Source organism: Ruegeria sp. AP11 (assembly GCF_056535865.1).
The window spans coordinates 1,530,394-1,548,204 of sequence record NZ_JBQFJB010000001.1; the positions used below are offsets into that span (position 1 = coordinate 1,530,394).

Genomic DNA, 17,811 nt, shown 5'->3' on the forward strand with positions numbered 1-17,811 from the left:
TTGGCTTTACGAGGTCGACGCCGCGACGAGGACAATCTCGCCCGGCCAATCCGGTTGAATACGTTCGGCGGCGCGCCAGGCGCGCAGGCCTGTGGCGCAGCACAGCGCCAGTCTTTTTCCCTTATTAGGGTCTATATTTGTCAGGTCATCCGGCGACATCCGCACCGCGTTCGGATGTGCAGGAACCGGCGCTTCGGCGGTGTCGCGCAACTCGAATATCTGATCATCGGGGCTGAGTTGGCGGGCCGAGAGAAAACGAAAACACCTGTCTGGCTCGAGTGCATTGTCGAAACGAAAGCTGCTGCTGCGCAAGGTACGGGCGTCGAATTGCACCATCTGACCCAAGGGCGAGGGGGCCAGCCCCAGCAGCAGGTTCAGCGCCATCTGCGCCTGCATTGCGCCGACAGTCCCCACCACGGGGCCCAGAACGCCCGCCGTGGCGCAGCTTGCGCCGCTGTCCGGCGCATCCGGAAACAGCGCCCGCAGCGACGGCGCTCCACCGCAGAACCCGCCGACATAGCCCGACAGCCCCAGCACCGAGGCGCTGATCAGCGGTTTGCCCTGCGCCAGACAGGTGTCCGACAGGATATAGCTGGCCGCATAACTGTCGGCGCAGTCCAAAACCACATCCGCCTGCGCCGCCAATGTCGCGGCATTTTCGTTTGTTAGAGTCTGTTTTGGGCCAACGACCTCAACCTCACCATTCAACGCATGGCAGCGGGCTGCGGCGAGTTCGGCCTTGGGTTGCCCGCAGTCGGATTCGGCAAACAAGGTCTGACGATGCAGGTTCGACAGATCGACAGTATCGCCATCGACGATGGTGATCCGCCCCACCCCGGCCCCGGCCAACAGAGGCAGGGCCGGCGCGGCCAGCCCGCCCGCACCCACCACCAGCACACGGGCCGAGGACAGGCGCGCCTGCCCGCCTGGGCCAACCTCGGGCAGCAGCGTCTGGCGGGCATAGCGGCTCATCTGGTGGCCTCGATCCACTGCCGCACCCGCGCCTCGGGGTCCGCGTTCAGAGTGATGTCGGTGACGGCCGAGACGATATCCGCCCCCGCCGCCAGCACGCCCGGCGCACGCTCGACACTCATGCCGCCGATCGCGACCAGAGGGATATCGCCCACACGGGCCTTCCATTCGGTGACGCGCGGCAGGCCCTGCTGATGCCATTTCATCTTTTTCAGAATGGTCGGATAGACCGGCCCCAGCGCCACATATTCGGGCTCCATGGCCAGGACGCGCTCAAGCTCGTCATCGTCATGGGTGGACACGCCCAGCTTCAGCCCCGCATTGCGGATGGCTTTCAGATCGGCGTCGTCCAGATCCTCTTGCCCCAGATGAATCCAGTCGCAGCCCGCATCGATGGCGGCCTGCCAATAGTCGTTCACCACCAGCACCGCGCCATGTTCCCGGCACAGATCACGCGATATGGCAATCTGGTCGCGCACCACATCGTCAGGCTGATCCTTCACCCGAAGCTGCACCAGTTTCACGCCGAGGGGCAGCATTCGCCGCAGCCAGTCGGAGTGATCGAATATGGGATAAAACCGATCCAAACTCATGACAGGAACGCCTTTCCGATCACCGGCGTCGAGGCTTCGGCCATATCGCGCGCCTCGATCGGGTCGGCCTGATGGGCCAGTTGCCCGGCAAGAGTCGCCTGCATCATCGCGCGCGCCATCAACGCGGGATCGCCCGCACGCGCCACGGCGGTGTTCAGCAGCACCGCGTCATAGCCCAGCTCCATCGCGTGGGCGGCATGGCTGGGCAGGCCGATGCCCGCGTCCACCACCAGCGGCACATCGGGAAACTCGGCCCGCATCGCGCGCAGGGCGTATTCGTTGTTCAGCCCGCGCCCCGAACCAATCGGCGCGCCCCAGGGCATCAGCACCTCACACCCGGCGGCCAGCAGGCGTTCCCCCACGATCAGATCATCGGTGGTGTAGGGAAAGACCTGAAACCCATCCTCGGTCAGGATACGCGCCGCTTCGACAAGCTGGAACACGTCCGGTTGCAGGCTGTCGGTATGGCCGATCAGCTCCAGCTTGATCCACGTGGTGCCAAACACCTCGCGTGCCATATGTGCGGTGGTCACCGCCTCTTTCACCGTGTGGCAACCGGCGGTGTTGGGCAGGATCAGCACGCCAATATCCTGAATCATCTGCCAGAACGTCTGCCCGGCCCCGGATTCCCGGCGCAGAGAGACAGTCGCCACCCCTGCCCCGCTGTCACGAAACGCCTGCTCCAAAATGGCAGGGCTGGGATATTGCGCCGTGCCCAGCATCAGCGGGTTAGGCAGTTCGGTGCCATAGAAGGTTTTCATCCTCAACCTCCCTGCATCGGAGCAACCACTTCGACCCGGTCGCCATCGACCAGCTTGTGGGCGATGCGTAGGCTGGAGGGCACGAAATCCTCATTCACCGCCGTAGCGACGCGGCCTGAGAAGCCGCATTCCTCTAACAGCTCTGACAGGGTTTCGGCCCGCACTTCGCGCGGTTCGCCGTTAAGCACGATCTTCATCGACCATCTCCGAATGTTTGTTTTCCAGCGCCAGATCGGCCACGCCCTGCGCCAAGGCCGGGGCCAGCAGATAGCCATGGCGATACAGCCCGTTGGCATAGATCGTCCGCCCCAGGCGACGAATACGCGGCAGGTTGTCCGGAAAGGCGGGGCGCAGATCGACACCGATCTCAAGCACCTCAGCTTCACCAAAAGCCGGGTTCAGCGCATAGGCCGCGCTGAGCAGTTCCAGCATCGAACGGGCAGTGATCCGGCTGCTGTCCTCGGATTCGATCATCGTGGCGCCCAGCATGTAGACGCCATCGCCGCGCGGCACGATATAGAGCGGCATACGCGGATGCAGCAGGCGCACCGGACGGGACAGGGTCACGTCGGGGCATCGGATCACCAGCATCTCACCCTTCACACCGCGCAGGTCGTGCAGGATTTCACGCGCGTGGAGCCCGCGGCAATCAATAGCATTTTCAAGCCGCGCCGGGGCGAGTTTGCGGTGAAACACAACCCCCCGATCCTTCAGGTCGCGGCACAAATCCAGCATGGCCTGTCGGGGGTCGAGATGCGCCTCATCCGTGAAATGCAAGCCCTTGCTGAACCCGTGTAGATCAGGCTCTAACATGGCGATATCGCCGTTACTGACCTCTTGAAACCCGCGCGTACGACGAGCAAAGCGGCGCAAGTCCGGCAGGTCACGGGGATTGGCCACAACCAGCGTGCCACATTGATGCACCTGCGTGCGGGCAGTCCACCAGTCGATGGCCATCTGCCCCAATCGCAACACCGGTTCTTCGGCGTTTTCGAATTCGCACCAGCGGGCCAGCATCCCCCCGGCCCACCAGGAACAGCCATGCGGACCCGGTGGGCCGCCCGGATCATACACCTGCACCTGCGCCCCGCGCGAAACCAGTTCACTGGCCACTGCCAGACCGGCGACACCTGCCCCGATGACGGACCAGACCATCACGCGGGCCAGACCCGGTAAAAGTGATGTACCGGCCCGTGGCCCCGACCGATCTTCAGATCATCCGCCGCCGAGATTGCGCCCTGCAGATAGCCATGCGCCTGCGCGACAGCATCCACGAGCGTGAGGTCCCGGGCCAGACCAGCAGCTATCGAAGAGGACAGAGTGCAGCCGGTGCCATGGGTGTTTCTGGTCTCCTGCCGCGGTGCCTTGAATTCATGGACCGGCCCCGAGGCTTCGATCAGCAGATCGCGGCAAACATCCCCGGTGCCATGCCCCCCCTTCATCAGAACAGATTTCGCGCCCAACGCACACAGCGCCCGACCCTGAGCATTCATGTCTTCAGGCGTCTCAGCTGAGGGTCGATCGAGCAACCGCGCGGCCTCGGGCAGGTTCGGGGTCAGCACCCTCGCGCGCGGCAACAGAAGCTCTCGCAACGTCTGAACCGCCTCATCCGCCAGCAGAGCATCCCCTGATTTGGCAGTCATGACCGGATCGAGCACGATAGGACCTTCGAAACCAGAAGTTGCATCCGCCACCGCCTGAATGATGTCAGGTGTGGCCAGCATGCCGATTTTGATCGCCCGCACATCAAGGTCACCGAGGACTGCATTGATCTGTGCTGTGATCACATCCAATGGGATGCCATGCACCGCTGTCACGGCTCGGGTGTTTTGCGCGGTCACAGCTGTTATGACACTGGCGCCATAAACGCCCAAAGCTGACATGGCCTTCAAATCGGCCTGTATTCCCGCCCCGCCGCCACTGTCGGATCCGGCGATTGTCAACGCAATAGGTGCCATCCGTGTGCTCCATCTGTTTGAGGGCAACGGGGGCATGGAAAACGTCTGATTTGTTAAGACCGTTCCCTACGCCGGTATTGCCCGGATCAGGTTCGATGGGTTGATGCAACAGCACCTCTCAGCCCCTTCATCAGGGCACCCCAACGGTTGGCGCGGAACATCTCAGGGAAGGAGGAAAGACGCAAGGGGTTTTTGCGAGGCTCTGCCTCGCGCTCCGGGATATTTTTGGCCAGATGAAGCAGGGGATCCCAACTTCATCTGGCTATAAAAATCTCGGGGGAGTCGCCCAAAGGGCGGCGGGGGCAGAGCCCCCTTGGTGCGGCCTCAGCCTTTCATACCGTCCCAGAAGGATTTAACGGAGGAGAAAAAGCTTTTTGATTCCGGGTGGTTATCTTCACCCAGATCGTCAAACTCGCGCAGCAGTTCTTTCTGGCGGCTGGTCAGATTGACCGGCGTTTCAACGGCCAGTTCGATGAACATGTCACCGATGCCGCCGCCACGCAGGGCCGGCATACCTTTGCCACGCAGGCGCATCTGGCGGCCTGACTGGCTGCCGGCCGGGATTTGGACGCGGCCGCGGCCACCGTCGATGGTGGGCACTTCGATTGACCCGCCCAGCGCCGCCTTGGCCATGCTGACCGGCACGCGGCAATAAAGGTTCACGCTGTCGCGTTCGAACAGCTTGTGGTCGGACACTTCGACGAAGATATAAAGATCACCCGGAGGGCCGCCGCGCATTCCGGCCTCGCCCTCGCCCGCCAGACGGATGCGGGTGCCGGCCTCGACACCGGCGGGGATGTTGACCGACAGGGCGCGCTCTTTTTCGACGCGACCGGCGCCACCACAGGATTTACAGGGGTTCTTGATGATCTGCCCCAGACCGGAACATGTCGGGCAGGTGCGTTCAACCGTAAAAAAGCCCTGCTGCGCGCGAACCTTACCCATCCCCGAACAGGTCGGGCAGGCGGTGGGTTCGACGCCACCTTCGGCCCCTGTACCTTCACAGGACGAACAGGCCACCGCCGTGGGCACGTTGATGGTTTTCTGCAGGCCAGCATAGGCCTCTTCCAGCGTCACCCGCAGGTTGTAGCGCAGGTCAGATCCGCGTGCGGCACGGCGTCCGCCGCCGCCCCGCTGACCGCCCATGAAGTCGCCGAACAGATCGTCGAACACATCCGAGAACGCGCTGGAAAAATCGCCCTGTCCAAAGCCGCCGCCGGGACGACCACCGCTGCCGCCCATGCCGTTTTCGAAGGCGGCGTGGCCAAAGCGGTCATAGGCGGCTTTTTTGTCGGCATCGCGCAGCACGTCATAGGCCTCGTTGGCCTCTTTGAACTGCGACTCGGCATCAGGATTGTCCTTGTTGCGATCAGGATGCAATTCCTTGGCTTTCTTGCGAAAGCCCTTCTTGATCTCATCCGCAGAAGCGCCCTTGGACACGCCGAGCACTTCGTAATAGTCGCGTTTGGACATCAGTTCTTCCTTCTGCCTCAACGTAATTGGGCCGGCCCGGCAACCGGACCGGCCCAAATTGGCCCGGTTACCCGTTAGTTACGCTTGTCGTCGTCCAGATCTTCGAACTCGGCGTCGACAATGTCATCCTCACCAGGTGCTGCATCAGCGGCGGCGGGCTCATCTTCGCCCTCTTCCGCTTGCGCCTTGTAGATCGCCTCACCCAGTTTCATGGCAGCCTCAGTGACGTTCTGGATGCCCGACTTGATCTTGTCGGCATTGTCCGATTCCAGCTCATCCTTGAGCGCGGCAACGGCCAGTTCGATCGCTTCGACGGTCGACGGGTCGACCTTGTCGCCATGTTCCTCGATCGATTTCTCGGTCGCGTGGACAAGGCTTTCGGCCTGGTTTTTGGCTTCGACCAGCTCTTTGCGGGCCTTGTCTGCCTCGGCGTTTTCCTCGGCGTCCTTGACCATCTTTTCGATGTCGTCATCCGACAGACCGCCCGAGGCCTGAATGGTGATCTTCTGCTCTTTGCCGGTGCCTTTGTCCTTGGCCGAAACCGAGACAATGCCGTTGGCGTCGATATCAAAAGTCACCTCGATCTGAGGCATACCGCGCGGTGCGGGCGGGATCTCTTCCAGATTGAACTGACCCAGGATCTTGTTATCCGCAGCCATCTCACGCTCACCCTGGAACACGCGGATAGTTACGGCGTTCTGGTTGTCCTCGGCGGTCGAGAAGACCTGCGACTTCTTGGTCGGGATCGTGGTGTTGCGGTCGATCAGACGGGTGAACACGCCACCCAGCGTTTCGATGCCCAGCGACAGCGGGGTCACGTCCAGCAGAACCACGTCTTTGACGTCGCCCTGCAGAACACCGGCCTGAATGGCGGCGCCCATGGCAACCACTTCGTCCGGGTTCACACCCTTATGCGGCTCTTTGCCGAAGAATTTGGTGACCTCTTCGATCACTTTCGGCATCCGGGTCATACCACCGACCAGAACGACCTCATCCACGTCACCCGCCGACAGGCCCGCGTCTTTCAGAGCGGCCTGACAAGGCTTCATCGACTTCTTGATCAGGTCGCCGACCAGCGATTCCAGCTTGGCACGGGTCAGTTTCATGACCATGTGCAGCGGCTGACCGTTCGAACCCATCGAGATGAACGGCTGGTTGATTTCGGTCTGCGAGGTCGAGGACAGCTCGATCTTGGCTTTTTCAGCGGCTTCTTTCAGACGCTGCAGGGCCATCTTGTCAGCGGACAGATCGACACCATGCTCCTTTTTGAACTCATCTGCCAGGTAGTTGACGATGCGCATGTCAAAGTCTTCACCACCCAGGAAGGTGTCACCGTTGGTCGATTTGACCTCGAACAACCCGTCGTCGATTTCCAGAATGGTCACGTCGAAGGTACCACCACCAAGGTCATAAACCGCGATGGTTTGGGTTTCTTCCTTGTCCAGACCATAGGCCAGAGCGGCGGCGGTCGGTTCGTTGATGATCCGCAGCACTTCCAGACCGGCGATTTTACCGGCGTCTTTGGTGGCCTGACGCTGTGCGTCGTTGAAGTATGCCGGAACGGTGATGACCGCCTGCGTGACGTCCTCACCCAGATAGCTCTCGGCGGTTTCCTTCATCTTGCCCAGAGTGAAGGCCGAGATCTGGCTTGGTGAGTACTTTTCACCGCGCGCTTCCACCCACGCGTCGCCATTACCGCCATCAACGATAGCGTACGGCACCATTTTCTTGTCTTTTTCGACTTCTGCATCATCCACGCGACGACCGATCAGACGCTTGACGCCAAAGATCGTGTTGTCGGGGTTGGTGACCGCCTGACGTTTTGCAGGCTGACCGACCAGACGCTCATCTTCGGTGAAGGCGACGATCGAGGGCGTGGTCCGCGCCCCTTCGGCGTTTTCGATGACCTTCGGCTGCGAGCCGTCCATGATGGCCACACACGAGTTGGTGGTACCGAGGTCAATCCCGATTACTTTTCCCATATTTTCAATCCCTTTCTCTTCAAGGCGATGTCCCGAGGGTTGGACCCGTTGCGGCATCCTGCCCCCGATTGATGTGCGCGACAGCACTACACCATCGCGCGTCGAGGCGTATATAAGGGCGCAATCTGGGGCCTGCAAGCGTTCAGAAACGCAGGTTTTCGGGATTCTGTGGCCTTTTTTGGCAAGGTTTTGGCAAGGTTTGGGGATTCTTGAATGGCGCGGCTGGTTTTGCGCGGATTTGATATTCGCAAGGGTTATCTGGATGCGGCGGCGCAAACCGGCCTGATCGATCTGCTGCGGCCGATTCTGAAAGCGGCGCCGCTGTATCGGCCCGTTACGCCTTCGGGCAAAGAGATGTCGGTGCGCATGACCTCGGCTGGGGCGCTGGGTTGGGTGACGGACCGGGCGGGGTATCGGTATCAGGACAGCCATCCGAAGGGCATGACATGGCCCGCAATCCCCGATGAAATCCTTGCGGTCTGGCAGGACCTGACCGGTGCGGACCGGCAGCCCGATTGCTGCCTGATCAACTACTATGGTGAAGGAACCAGGATGGGCCTGCATCAGGACAAGGACGAGGCTGATTTTTCCTGGCCCGTGCTGTCAATTTCACTGGGCGATGACGCGCTGTTCCGCATCGGCAACACCACGCGCGGCGGCAAGACGGAATCGATCTGGCTGAGCTCGGGCGATGTGGTGATCATGGGCGGAGACGCAAGACTGGCCTATCATGGGGTGGATCGCATCCGGTTCGGTTCGTCCCGGCTGCTGCCCAAGGGCGGACGCATCAACCTGACGCTGCGGGTCGCGACCTAACGGCGTGCGTCCCAGCTTTTTGACACCTGCTTGCGAGTGTAGAACTCGGCCAGAAGCCCGATCATCGTCAGAACGATGCCGACCCAAAGCGCATATTCCCAGCTGGAATTGCGCGGGAAATAGTTGCGAAACACAAAGCCCCGGCATTGATCGATGATGTGAAACAGCGGGTTCCAGGCAAACATGGTCAGCATGAAACCGCCCAGCGCATTGCCCACGAACATCTTGCCGGAAAACACCATGTTCATGCGGCGATAAACATTGTTGAGGATCGTCGCGGTGTTGGGAAACCACGGCTTGATCGCCAGAAACACCAGCCCGACCGCGCATCCGGTGAACCAGGCCAGCATCAGCATCGCAAAGGCGCCGCCGGGTTCCTGAATCTCGAGCGGGGATACCGTGACGCTGTAGACAAACAGGATCACCAGGATCGAGACAAGCTGCGTGTAAAAGGCGCCGAACGCCTTGGCCGACAGCATCACCATCATCGTCATCGGCGAATGCAGGGTCATCGGGTTGTTGCCCGATCCCACGCTGGAAACGGCCCCGACCGACTTGATATGGGTGATAAACAGGAACACGCCTGACAGCAGGTAAAGGATGAACTCACCACGAATTTTCGCGACCCGCGTGCCCATGAAAGACAGGATGAAATAGAATGCGGTTGCAACCACAACCATCTGCAGGATGTTGAGTACGATCGCCATCACCGCGTTGGAATGCTGTGACCGGATATTGCGCACCACAGCGTGAAAAATCAACTCGGCCGTGGTAAGGGCCCCGCCCAGCAGTGTCTGATTTCGTTGGTACCTGAACACTCGACCGCTCTTTTCTGCTGCGTTGCCCGCGACTGTGGCACGAAATTCTTGCCGTTCCGTATCCGCCGCATCATAAGTCCGTCAGTAATACGGATCAACAAACCACAGGAACGGAGCATTTTTGTGACCTATGACGCCCTGATACCTATCATCCGGCGACTGGCCCTGCAGGCCGGAGACAAGATCATGCAGATCTATGAGGCGGATGATTTCGACGTCAAAGTCAAATCCGATGCCAGCCCGGTGACCGAGGCGGATGAGGCGGCGGATGCGCTGATCTCGGCCGGATTGCGCGAGGCGTTTCCCGATATCCTGCTGGTGACCGAGGAACAGGCAGCCTCGCATACGGAAAAGGGCGAGACCTTCCTGATCGTCGATCCGCTGGACGGCACCAAGGAATTCATCAACAGACGCGGCGATTTCACGGTGAACATTGCGCTGGTTGAAAACGGCGTGCCGACGCGTGGCGTGGTCTATGCCCCCGCGCGGGGACGCATGTTCTATACGCAGGCCGACGGACAATCGGTTGAGGAAACCGGCGCATTGGACAAGGATCAACCGGGTGAGGTGACGCCGATATCAGTCTCTAAACCGGACAATTCGGCGTTGATGATCGTTGCCTCAAAATCCCACCGGGATCAGGCGACCGAAGATTACATCAATAAATATCAGGTCCGTGACAGCAAAAGCGCCGGGTCTTCGCTGAAATTCTGTCTGGTCGCGACCGGCGAGGCCGATCTCTACCCGCGCGTGGGCCGCACGATGGAGTGGGACACCGCCGCGGGCCACGCCGTGCTGACCGGTGCGGGCGGAGATGTGGTGCGCTTTGACGATCATTCGCCGCTGACCTATGGCAAGGACGGCTATGCCAATCCGTTTTTCATCGCCTATGCTCCGGGCGTAGACCTGAAGGAAGCCTGATGTCCGTATTGATCGCCATTCCCGCCCGCTATGCCTCGACCCGGTATCCGGGCAAACCGTTGGTGCCGCTCACCGGTGCTAATGGCACCAGCATGACCCTGATCGAGCGGTCGTGGCGCGCGGCGATTTCCGTCTCGGGCGTGGACCGGGTGGTTGTGGCCACCGATGATGACCGCATCCGCGAGGTCGCCGAGGGGTTCGGGGCCGAGGTGGTGATGACCTCGGACACCTGCCGCAATGGCACTGAACGCTGCACCGAGGCGCATGCGGCCCTGGGCGGTGGTTATGACATCGTGGTCAACCTGCAGGGCGATGCACCGCTGACACCGCATTGGTTTGTCGAGGATCTGATCACCGGTCTGCGCAACGCGCCGGAGGCCGGTGTTGCCACCCCGGTTCTGCGCTGCGACGGCGATGCGCTGAACGGGTTGCTGAACGACCGCAAACATGGCCGCGTGGGCGGCACCACCGCGGTGTTCGGCAATGACCACAGCGCGTTGTATTTCTCGAAAGAGGTGATCCCCTTTACCTCGGATACCTATGCCAGCACCGATCCGACCCCGGTCTTTCACCATGTCGGCGTCTATGCCTATCGCCCGGATGCGCTGGCTGCCTATCCCGGCTGGACCAGCGGCCCGCTGGAGACGCTGGAAGGGCTGGAGCAACTGCGCTTCATGGAAAACGGCCGCAAGGTTCTGTGCGTCGAGGTCGAAGCCAAGGGCCGCCAGTTCTGGGAGCTGAACAACCCGCAGGACGTCGCCAAGATCGAAGAGATGATGGCCGCCATGGGGTTGGAATGACCCATATTCCGATGACCGGCTGCTATCGGGCATGAGCGCCACCGAACAGCCGCCGGGTTGGCTGCAGCGCTATAAGCTGCGCCTCAAACGCAGGCGGCTGTTGTGGCGGTCGTTTCGCAGCCGCCATCAGCTGACGGCGCTGTCGGATCGCACCCGCCAGATCAGGCCGGGCGGCATTCTGACCTTCACCACCCTGCGTAATGAGATCGCCCGTCTGCCCTGGTTCCTCCATCACTATCGCGCGCTTGGCGTGGACCACTTTCTGATGGTGGACAATGGCAGCGACGATGGCTCGGTGGCTTATCTGGCGGAACAGCCCGACGTGTCGCTGTGGCAGACCGGTGCCAGCTATCGCGCCGCGCGGTTTGGGCTGGATTGGCTGACATGGCTGCAGATGCGCTATGGCCACGGTCACTGGACGCTGATGGTCGATGCAGATGAGTTGCTGATCTACGCCCATCACGACATGCGCCCGCTGCAAGACCTGACCGCATGGCTGGACGCACAAGGCCAGCCCGCCTTTGGTGCCCTCATGCTGGATTTGTATCCCAAAGGTCCTTTGGGGACGCAGAGCCATGATCCCGCGACCGATCCGACCCGGACCCTGAACTGGTTCGATCCCGGTCCCTATCGCGCCCGGCGCCAGCAGCCGCTGGGTAATCTGTGGGTCCAGGGCGGCGTGCGAGAGCGGGCATTCTTTGCCGATCAGCCGTCGAAATCCCCGACGCTGAACAAGATCCCTCTGGTGCGTTGGTCGCGGCGCATGGCGTATGTGAACTCCTGCCATTCCGCCCTGCCATGCGGATTGAACTTTGCCTATGACAGACCCGGTGGGCAGGCCCCGTCGGGCGTGTTGCTGCACACAAAGTTTCTGCCCGGGATTATCGAGAAATCCCGGTTCGAAAAGAAACGCCGTCAGCATTTCCATGATCCCGATCAGTTCAGCGCCTATTACGACGGGATCATCAGCGGCCCGGACCTGTGGACCCCGCAATCGCAAAAACTGCGCGATTGGCAGCAGTTGCAGGCGCTCGGCCTGATGAATGCGGCGGGGTTTGAGGCCACAGTGGGGAAGTAAACCGGATTTAAACCCGTTGCCTCGCAAGGTGCGGAAATGTCATAAAACGATAATGCTCCGGCACCACTCAGGCCTCAGGCGGCCCCGGGCAGACGCGCGTATCAAAAAGGATAGGGCAGCCGCGTGAGCCTTTTGGATTCCTATCGCATGAGATTGCGGCGCAAGCGCCGCCTGTTGCGCTGTCTGCGCAAACGGCGCGAGCTGAAGGCGATCAGCAACCGGACCGCACAAATCCGCCCCGCGGACGTTTTGTTGATGAGCGTGGTGCGAAACGAAAAAATCCGACTGCCTTATTTTCTGGACTACTATCGCAAGCTGGGCGTCAGCCATTTCCTGTTCGTCGACAACAACAGCGACGACGGCACGCGCGAATATCTCTCGGACCAGCCAGACGTGTCGCTGTGGTGGACTGATGCCAGTTACAAGCGGTCAACTTATGGGGTGGACTGGTCGAACTATCTGCTGCGCAGCTACGCCCATGACCATTGGGTGCTGACGGTCGATCCGGACGAATTTCTGATCTACCCGTTTTGCGACACCCGCCCCATCGGCGCGCTGACCGACTGGCTGGAGGATACCGGCGTGCGCAGCTTTGGCACCATGTTGATCGATATGTATCCCGAAGGCACCATCGGGGATGCGCCCTATCAGGAAGGGCAGAACCCGTTCGAGCTGGCGCCGTGGTTTGACGCCGGGAACTACATGATCACCCGCAACCCGACCTATGGAAACCTGTGGATACAGGGCGGTGCGCGGGCGCGGGTGTTCTTTCAGGACGCGCCAAAGAAAGCCCCTGCCCTGAACAAGATCCCGCTGGTGAAATGGCATCGCCGCTATGCCTATGTCAGCTCGACCCATGCGCTGCTGCCGCGCGGGCTCAATCAGGTCTACGAGGAAAAAGGCGGCGAAAAGACCAGCGGTGCGCTGCTGCATGCCAAGCTGATCGACACGCTGGGTGACAAGGCGCGCGAAGAGATGCAACGCGGCGAGCATTATCGCGCCTCGGGCGAATACAAGGCCTATGCGGCGCAGCTGGAGGACAAACCGGTTTTCTGGAACAGATGGTCCGAGAAATATATCAACTGGCGCCAGCTTGAGATCCTTGGCCTGATGTCGAAAGGGAACTGGGCATGAGCCTCGGCGTCGTCATGCTGGTGCACACCGCGCTGGACCGGGTCGAGCAGGTGGCGCGCCATTGGACGGCTTCGGGCTGCCCGGTGGTGATCCATGTGGATCGCAAGGTGGACAAGGGAACCTATGGCGAATTTATCGCCGCGTGCGCCGACAATCCGTTGATCCTGTTTTCTGACCGGCATGTCTGCGAGTGGGGCGGCTGGGGCATCGTTGCCGCCTCGCAATCCGCCGCCACACTGATGCTGGAACGGTTTCCCGAGGTTCGGCATGTCTATCTGTCATCGGGGGCCTGCCTGCCGCTGCGCCCTGTCGGCGAACTGATCGACTATCTGGCCGACCGCCCCCGAGTCGATTTTATCGAAAGCGCCACAACACGGGATGTCAGCTGGACCATGGGTGGTCTGGATCTGGAGCGGTTCACCCTGCGCTTCCCCTTCTCATGGCGCAAACAGCGCAGATTGTTCGACGCCTATGTGCGTCTGCAGCGGGCATTGGGACTGCGTCGCGCCATCCCTGAGGAACTGGTGCCCCATATGGGCAGCCAATGGTGGTGCCTGACCCGGCAGACCCTGTCCGCCATTCTGCAGGACCCCAAGCGCAAGGACTATGACCGATATTTCCGGCGCGTCTGGATACCTGATGAGAGTTATTTCCAGACACTGGCGCGGCTGTATTCCACCCATATCGAAAGCCGGTCGCTGACCCTGTCCAAGTTCGACTATCAGGGCCGTCCCCACATGTTCTATGACGATCATCTGCAACTGCTGCGCCGATCCGATTGCTTTGTGGCCCGCAAAGTCTGGCACAAGGCAGATCGGCTGTATCAGTCCTTTCTGACCGATCAGAACAGCGCCATGACCCCGGCCGAGCCCAATCCCGGCAAGATCGACCGGCTGTTTTCGAAGGCGGTTGAACGGCGCGTCCGCGGGCGCGACGGGCTGTATATGCAAAGCCGGTTTCCGCGCCAGAACGCGGAGCTAAGCCTGACCGCATTTCCGTATTCAGTGTTTCAAGGTTTTGCCGAATTGTTCGAGGATTTCGAACCCTGGCTGGCCAACATCACCGGTGCGCGGGTGCATGGCCGCCTGTTTCACCCTGATCGCGCGCAGTTTGCAGGCCTGGAAAACCTGATCAATGGCGGTCTCAGCGACTGCGCCACCCTGCGCGACTATAACCCCGAGGCGTTTCTGTCGAACCTGATCTGGAACACGCGGGGCGAGCAGCAGTGTTTCCAGTTCTGTCCATTGGACACACAAAAGATCAACGACTTTCTGGCGCGGGACAAGAACGCCCGGATTTCGGTTGTGAGCGGTGCCTGGGCCGTGCCACTGTTCCGCTCGAACATGAACTTCGCCGATATCCGGTGCGAGGCCGCGCGGTTGCAACAACTGGAAACCAAACAACTGGAGTTGCTGGACACGGCCTGCGCCAAGGCCCGCATCCGGATCTGGTCGATGGCGGATTTCGTCGAATCTCCGATGGACCCGCTACAAACCATCCTTGAGGATATGGGCGCCCCGCAGCCCAATCACCTGACCGAGGCACCGAAAATGGTGGATCTGACCGGGTTCGGGCGTTTCCTGCAAAACCTGAAAAATCAGGGGATGCACCCGTATCTGATGGGGGATTTTCCTGTCGATGACGTGTTCGGTGCGCAACCCAAGACCTTCAAGAAACCCTATCTGGTGCAGTAACCCGAAATGACCCGCACCTTTGACACTTTCGTCGTGCTCGCCGATATGCGCACAGGGTCGAACCTGCTGGAACAGCATCTGAATGCGTTTGATGGCGTCACCTGCCATGGCGAGGCGTTCAACCTCTATTTCGTGGGCCTGCCGAAACTGGATCAGCTTCTGGGCTTTACCCTGAAGGATCGCGATGCCGACCCGGCAGCCCTGATCAAGGCGATCCGGAACGCCCCCGGCACGATCAACGGTTTTCGCTTTTTCAGTGATCATGACATTCGGGGGCTTGCGCCGGTGCTGGATGATCCGCGCTGCGCCAAGATTCTCCTGACCCGCAATCCGCTGGACAGCTATCTGTCGTGGAAGATCGCAAACGCGACCAAACAGTGGAAGCTGGTGAATATCAAACAGCGGCGCGAGGCGCAGGTGACGTTCGACGCGGATGAATTCGCCGAACAGCTGGAGCAGCGGCAGGGGTTTCAGCAGACCGTGCTGAACCATTTGCAAAAGACCGGTCAGGTGCCGTTCTGCATCGACTATGAAGACCTGAACGATCTTGAGGTCCTGAACGGACTGGTTGCCTGGCTGGGGGTCGATACGCGGCTTGAAGTGCTGGACCAGCATCTGAAACGCCAGAACCCCGAACCTGCCCTGTCGAAGGTGACAAACCCTGACGATATGGCCCGCGCGCTGTCGCATCAGGACCGGTTCAACCTGCATCACATTCCCAGTTATGAACCGAAACGCGGGGCTGCGGTGTCGCGATATGTGGCCGCGCCGCAAACACCGCTCATGTATCTGCCAGTGCGTGGTGGGCCTGAGGTTGAGGTGGCGCAATGGCTGGCCGATCTGGACGGGGTCGAAACGGATGAGCTGCTGACCGGGCGCAATCAGAAACAGGTTCGCGCGTGGATGCAGTCCCGTCCCGGACATCGCAAATTCACCGTTTTGCGCCACCCGCTGGCGCGCGCGCATGCGGTGTTCTGCACACGTATCCTTGGCACCGGGCCGGGCGCCTACAAGAAAATCCGTAACATGCTGCGCCGCCGGTACGAGCTGCCGATCCCTGAGAAGCTTGATCTGGGCACATATACACGTGACCAGCATCGCACGGCGTTTGCGGCTTATCTCGAAATGCTGCAACGCATTCTGGCGGGTCAAACGCCGATCCGGATCGACGGGGAATGGTGCGGTCAGGCGCAAACGCTTGAAGGAATGGCCAGCTTCGCCTTACCCGATCTGATCCTGCGCGAGGAAGAGATGCCCACCGCACTGCCTGCGCTTGCAGGCACATTGGGTTACCCTGCCCCGAACGTCCCGAACCCGCCGCACGCCGACACGCCCTTTACACTGGAACAGATCTACGACGCCCAGCTTGAGGCGCTGGCCGTGAAAGCCTACCAGCGCGACTATGTGCAGTTCGGGTTTGAGGCCTGGAAACCGCTTTGATCAGGCGCGCAGGGTGATGACCGTGCCCTCGTTCACCATCGCATAGATCTCTTCGATCTCATCGTTTTTGACCGCGATACAGCCAGCAGTCCAGTCCGGTGTTTTCTTGGCGCGCTTGCGTTCGGACCGCTTGTTGGGTTGTCCGTGGATAAAGATATCGCCCCCCGGATCGACACCCGCAGCCTTGGCCTGTGCGATATCGGCAGAGTTCGGGTAGGAAATCCCCAGCGACAGATGGTAACGGCTGCGCGGATTGCGCCGGTCGATCAGATAGGTGCCTTCGGGGGTGCGCCCGTCGCCCTTTTTGGTCTTGGTCCCGCTTGGCGCAAAGCCAAGATCAACCTTGTATTCCTTCAGAATCTGCTCGTTATGCAGAAGATAGAGCTTGCGCGCACCTTTATTGATGACCAATGAGGTCACCTCGGGTCCGTTATAAGGAAGAAATCTGGGGCTGGCTGAGGCACATGCCGAAAGGCTCAGCGTTGCCATCGCCCCTAATCCAAATGCTCGACGATCCATTGTTTCACTGCCTGCTATTTTTTTTCAGCATTATGCCAAAAATTCGCAAAACTGAAATCACTTTTTGCTGTTCATCTGTTCGACAAGACGTTGTTCTATGGCTTCCAGCCGTTCCAACACCTCATCACGATATGCGTCGGTTTTCACCTCATCCTCGGCGTGGTGTGCGTCCTGCATCGAGTTCACGATCAGACCGACCAGCAGGTTCACCACCGCAAACGTGGTCACCATGATGAAGGGCACAAAGAACAGCCAGGCGTAGGGATAGACCTCCATCACCGGTCGGACGATGCCCATGGACCAGCTTTCCAGCGTCATGATCTGGAACAGCGTATAGGCGGACAGGCCCAGATCGCCGAACCAATCGGGAAAGGTGACCGAGAACAGCTTGGTCGCGATCACCGCGCCGATATAGAACAGGATCGCCATCAGCAGGAACACGCTGGCCATGCCCGGCAGCGCCGAGATAAACCCTTCGACCACCCGGCGCAGGCGCGGCGCGACCGAGATGACGCGCAGCACCCGCAGGATACGCAACGCCCGCAGTACCGACAGGCCCGCGCCGCCGGGAACCAGCGCAATGCCGACAATCACGAAATCGAAGACATTCCAGCCGCTGGTAAAAAACCGGCGCCCGGTGGCGACCAGCTTCATCGCAATTTCCGCCACAAAGATGGCAAGGCAAAGGCTATCCAGCGTCGCGATCACCGGGCCTGCAGCCTGCATCAGACTGGGTGAAGTTTCCATCCCCAGCAGCACCGCGTTGAAGATGATGACACCGGTGATGAACCGCCCGAAACCCGGCGCTTCGATGATGGTCAGCAGGTGTTGGGTGATCCCCATTCGGATGGT

18 protein-coding genes and 1 riboswitch are annotated in these 17,811 nt (G+C 60.5%); of the genes, 7 read left to right on the forward strand and 11 right to left on the reverse strand.

Annotated elements, in window-relative coordinates; genetic code table 11:
* Nucleotides 1-6: 6 nt before the first annotated feature.
* From ACR3E4_RS07930 to dnaK, 8 genes are all read right to left on the reverse strand, one after another.
* On the reverse strand, nucleotides 7-972 hold the full coding sequence (locus tag ACR3E4_RS07930) for a ThiF family adenylyltransferase (RefSeq protein WP_480535001.1): 966 nt from the start codon (nucleotides 970-972) through the stop codon (nucleotides 7-9).
* Nucleotides 969-1,565: a thiamine phosphate synthase gene (locus tag ACR3E4_RS07935; protein WP_480534999.1), complete on the reverse strand. Its 597-nt coding sequence runs from the start codon at nucleotides 1,563-1,565 to the stop codon at nucleotides 969-971. Before ACR3E4_RS07935 ends, ACR3E4_RS07930 begins: the two co-directional genes overlap by 4 nt.
* The gene (locus ACR3E4_RS07940; protein WP_480534997.1) at nucleotides 1,562-2,326 is read right to left on the reverse strand and encodes a thiazole synthase; all 765 of its coding nucleotides are present in this window, start codon (nucleotides 2,324-2,326) and stop codon (nucleotides 1,562-1,564) included. Before ACR3E4_RS07940 ends, ACR3E4_RS07935 begins: the two co-directional genes overlap by 4 nt.
* 2 nt (nucleotides 2,327-2,328) lie before the next feature.
* Nucleotides 2,329-2,523: a sulfur carrier protein ThiS gene (gene thiS, locus ACR3E4_RS07945; RefSeq protein WP_480534995.1), complete on the reverse strand. Its 195-nt coding sequence runs from the start codon at nucleotides 2,521-2,523 to the stop codon at nucleotides 2,329-2,331.
* The gene (locus tag ACR3E4_RS07950; protein WP_480534993.1) at nucleotides 2,507-3,484 is read right to left on the reverse strand and encodes an FAD-dependent oxidoreductase; all 978 of its coding nucleotides are present in this window, start codon (nucleotides 3,482-3,484) and stop codon (nucleotides 2,507-2,509) included. The genes thiS and ACR3E4_RS07950 overlap by 17 nt, the downstream gene beginning before the upstream one ends.
* Entirely contained in the window at nucleotides 3,481-4,284 is an 804-nt protein-coding gene (gene thiD, locus ACR3E4_RS07955) for a bifunctional hydroxymethylpyrimidine kinase/phosphomethylpyrimidine kinase (protein ID WP_480534991.1), read from the reverse strand. The genes ACR3E4_RS07950 and thiD overlap by 4 nt, the downstream gene beginning before the upstream one ends.
* 46 nt (nucleotides 4,285-4,330) lie before the next feature.
* Nucleotides 4,331-4,437: riboswitch (TPP riboswitch) on the reverse strand.
* Between the two features lie 171 nt (nucleotides 4,438-4,608).
* A complete protein-coding gene (gene dnaJ, locus ACR3E4_RS07960) occupies nucleotides 4,609-5,757 on the reverse strand; it encodes a molecular chaperone DnaJ (protein WP_480534989.1) in 1,149 nt (382 codons plus the stop codon).
* 74 nt (nucleotides 5,758-5,831) lie between these two features.
* Nucleotides 5,832-7,739: a molecular chaperone DnaK gene (dnaK, locus tag ACR3E4_RS07965; protein WP_480534987.1), complete on the reverse strand. Its 1,908-nt coding sequence runs from the start codon at nucleotides 7,737-7,739 to the stop codon at nucleotides 5,832-5,834.
* A 213-nt stretch (nucleotides 7,740-7,952) separates the two neighbouring features.
* Between dnaK and ACR3E4_RS07970 the strand changes: the two genes are divergently transcribed.
* Nucleotides 7,953-8,555, forward strand: a complete 603-nt coding sequence (locus ACR3E4_RS07970) for an alpha-ketoglutarate-dependent dioxygenase AlkB family protein (protein WP_480534985.1) — start codon at nucleotides 7,953-7,955, stop codon at nucleotides 8,553-8,555.
* Here the strand turns inward: ACR3E4_RS07970 and ACR3E4_RS07975 are convergent.
* Nucleotides 8,552-9,373: an ABC transporter permease gene (locus ACR3E4_RS07975; RefSeq protein ID WP_480534983.1), complete on the reverse strand. Its 822-nt coding sequence runs from the start codon at nucleotides 9,371-9,373 to the stop codon at nucleotides 8,552-8,554. The genes ACR3E4_RS07970 and ACR3E4_RS07975 overlap by 4 nt on opposite strands.
* Nucleotides 9,374-9,496: 123 nt before the next feature.
* Here ACR3E4_RS07975 and cysQ point away from each other — a divergent pair, with 123 nt between their 5' ends.
* From cysQ to ACR3E4_RS08005, 6 genes are all read left to right on the forward strand, one after another.
* Nucleotides 9,497-10,294 carry a 3'(2'),5'-bisphosphate nucleotidase CysQ gene (gene cysQ, locus ACR3E4_RS07980; protein WP_480534981.1) on the forward strand — a complete coding sequence of 266 codons (798 nt, stop codon included), beginning with the start codon at nucleotides 9,497-9,499 and terminating at the stop codon, nucleotides 10,292-10,294.
* The gene (locus ACR3E4_RS07985) at nucleotides 10,294-11,094 is read left to right on the forward strand and encodes a 3-deoxy-manno-octulosonate cytidylyltransferase family protein (RefSeq protein ID WP_480534979.1); all 801 of its coding nucleotides are present in this window, start codon (nucleotides 10,294-10,296) and stop codon (nucleotides 11,092-11,094) included. The genes cysQ and ACR3E4_RS07985 overlap by 1 nt, the downstream gene beginning before the upstream one ends.
* 31 nt (nucleotides 11,095-11,125) lie before the next feature.
* On the forward strand, nucleotides 11,126-12,172 hold the full coding sequence (locus tag ACR3E4_RS07990) for a glycosyltransferase family 2 protein (protein ID WP_480534977.1): 1,047 nt from the start codon (nucleotides 11,126-11,128) through the stop codon (nucleotides 12,170-12,172).
* Between the two features lie 147 nt (nucleotides 12,173-12,319).
* Entirely contained in the window at nucleotides 12,320-13,306 is a 987-nt protein-coding gene (locus ACR3E4_RS07995) for a glycosyltransferase family 2 protein (protein WP_480535072.1), read from the forward strand.
* Entirely contained in the window at nucleotides 13,303-15,000 is a 1,698-nt protein-coding gene (locus ACR3E4_RS08000; protein WP_480534975.1) for a DUF5927 domain-containing protein, read from the forward strand. The genes ACR3E4_RS07995 and ACR3E4_RS08000 overlap by 4 nt, the downstream gene beginning before the upstream one ends.
* Nucleotides 15,001-15,006: 6 nt before the next feature.
* A complete protein-coding gene (locus ACR3E4_RS08005) occupies nucleotides 15,007-16,440 on the forward strand; it encodes a nodulation protein NodH (protein WP_480534974.1) in 1,434 nt (477 codons plus the stop codon).
* Here ACR3E4_RS08005 and ACR3E4_RS08010 read toward each other — a convergent pair whose 3' ends face one another.
* Nucleotides 16,441-16,959: a L,D-transpeptidase family protein gene (locus ACR3E4_RS08010; protein ID WP_480534972.1), complete on the reverse strand. Its 519-nt coding sequence runs from the start codon at nucleotides 16,957-16,959 to the stop codon at nucleotides 16,441-16,443.
* Nucleotides 16,960-17,016: 57 nt separating this feature from the next.
* On the reverse strand, nucleotides 17,017-17,802 hold the full coding sequence (locus ACR3E4_RS08015; protein ID WP_480534970.1) for an ion transporter: 786 nt from the start codon (nucleotides 17,800-17,802) through the stop codon (nucleotides 17,017-17,019).
* Nucleotides 17,803-17,811: the final 9 nt, after the last annotated feature.

Bases quoted from the DNA above. Each gene is read 5' to 3' on its own strand.
- dnaJ (WP_480534989.1), bottom strand. From the start codon at position 5,757: ATGTCCAAACGCGACTATTACGAAGTGCTCGGCGTGTCCAAGGGCGCT.
- ACR3E4_RS08015 (WP_480534970.1), bottom strand. From the start codon at position 17,802: ATGGGGATCACCCAACACCTGCTGACCATCATCGAAGCGCCGGGTTTC.
- ACR3E4_RS08000 (WP_480534975.1), top strand. From the start codon at position 13,303: ATGAGCCTCGGCGTCGTCATGCTGGTGCACACCGCGCTGGACCGGGTC.
- ACR3E4_RS07985 (WP_480534979.1), top strand. From the start codon at position 10,294: ATGTCCGTATTGATCGCCATTCCCGCCCGCTATGCCTCGACCCGGTAT.
- ACR3E4_RS07930 (WP_480535001.1), bottom strand. From the start codon at position 972: ATGAGCCGCTATGCCCGCCAGACGCTGCTGCCCGAGGTTGGCCCAGGC.
- thiD (WP_480534991.1), bottom strand. From the start codon at position 4,284: ATGGCACCTATTGCGTTGACAATCGCCGGATCCGACAGTGGCGGCGGG.
- ACR3E4_RS08010 (WP_480534972.1), bottom strand. From the start codon at position 16,959: ATGGATCGTCGAGCATTTGGATTAGGGGCGATGGCAACGCTGAGCCTT.
- thiS (WP_480534995.1), bottom strand. From the start codon at position 2,523: ATGAAGATCGTGCTTAACGGCGAACCGCGCGAAGTGCGGGCCGAAACC.
- ACR3E4_RS08005 (WP_480534974.1), top strand. From the start codon at position 15,007: ATGACCCGCACCTTTGACACTTTCGTCGTGCTCGCCGATATGCGCACA.
- ACR3E4_RS07940 (WP_480534997.1), bottom strand. From the start codon at position 2,326: ATGAAAACCTTCTATGGCACCGAACTGCCTAACCCGCTGATGCTGGGC.
- ACR3E4_RS07935 (WP_480534999.1), bottom strand. From the start codon at position 1,565: ATGAGTTTGGATCGGTTTTATCCCATATTCGATCACTCCGACTGGCTG.
- ACR3E4_RS07970 (WP_480534985.1), top strand. From the start codon at position 7,953: ATGGCGCGGCTGGTTTTGCGCGGATTTGATATTCGCAAGGGTTATCTG.
- ACR3E4_RS07990 (WP_480534977.1), top strand. From the start codon at position 11,126: ATGAGCGCCACCGAACAGCCGCCGGGTTGGCTGCAGCGCTATAAGCTG.
- dnaK (WP_480534987.1), bottom strand. From the start codon at position 7,739: ATGGGAAAAGTAATCGGGATTGACCTCGGTACCACCAACTCGTGTGTG.
- ACR3E4_RS07995 (WP_480535072.1), top strand. From the start codon at position 12,320: ATGAGATTGCGGCGCAAGCGCCGCCTGTTGCGCTGTCTGCGCAAACGG.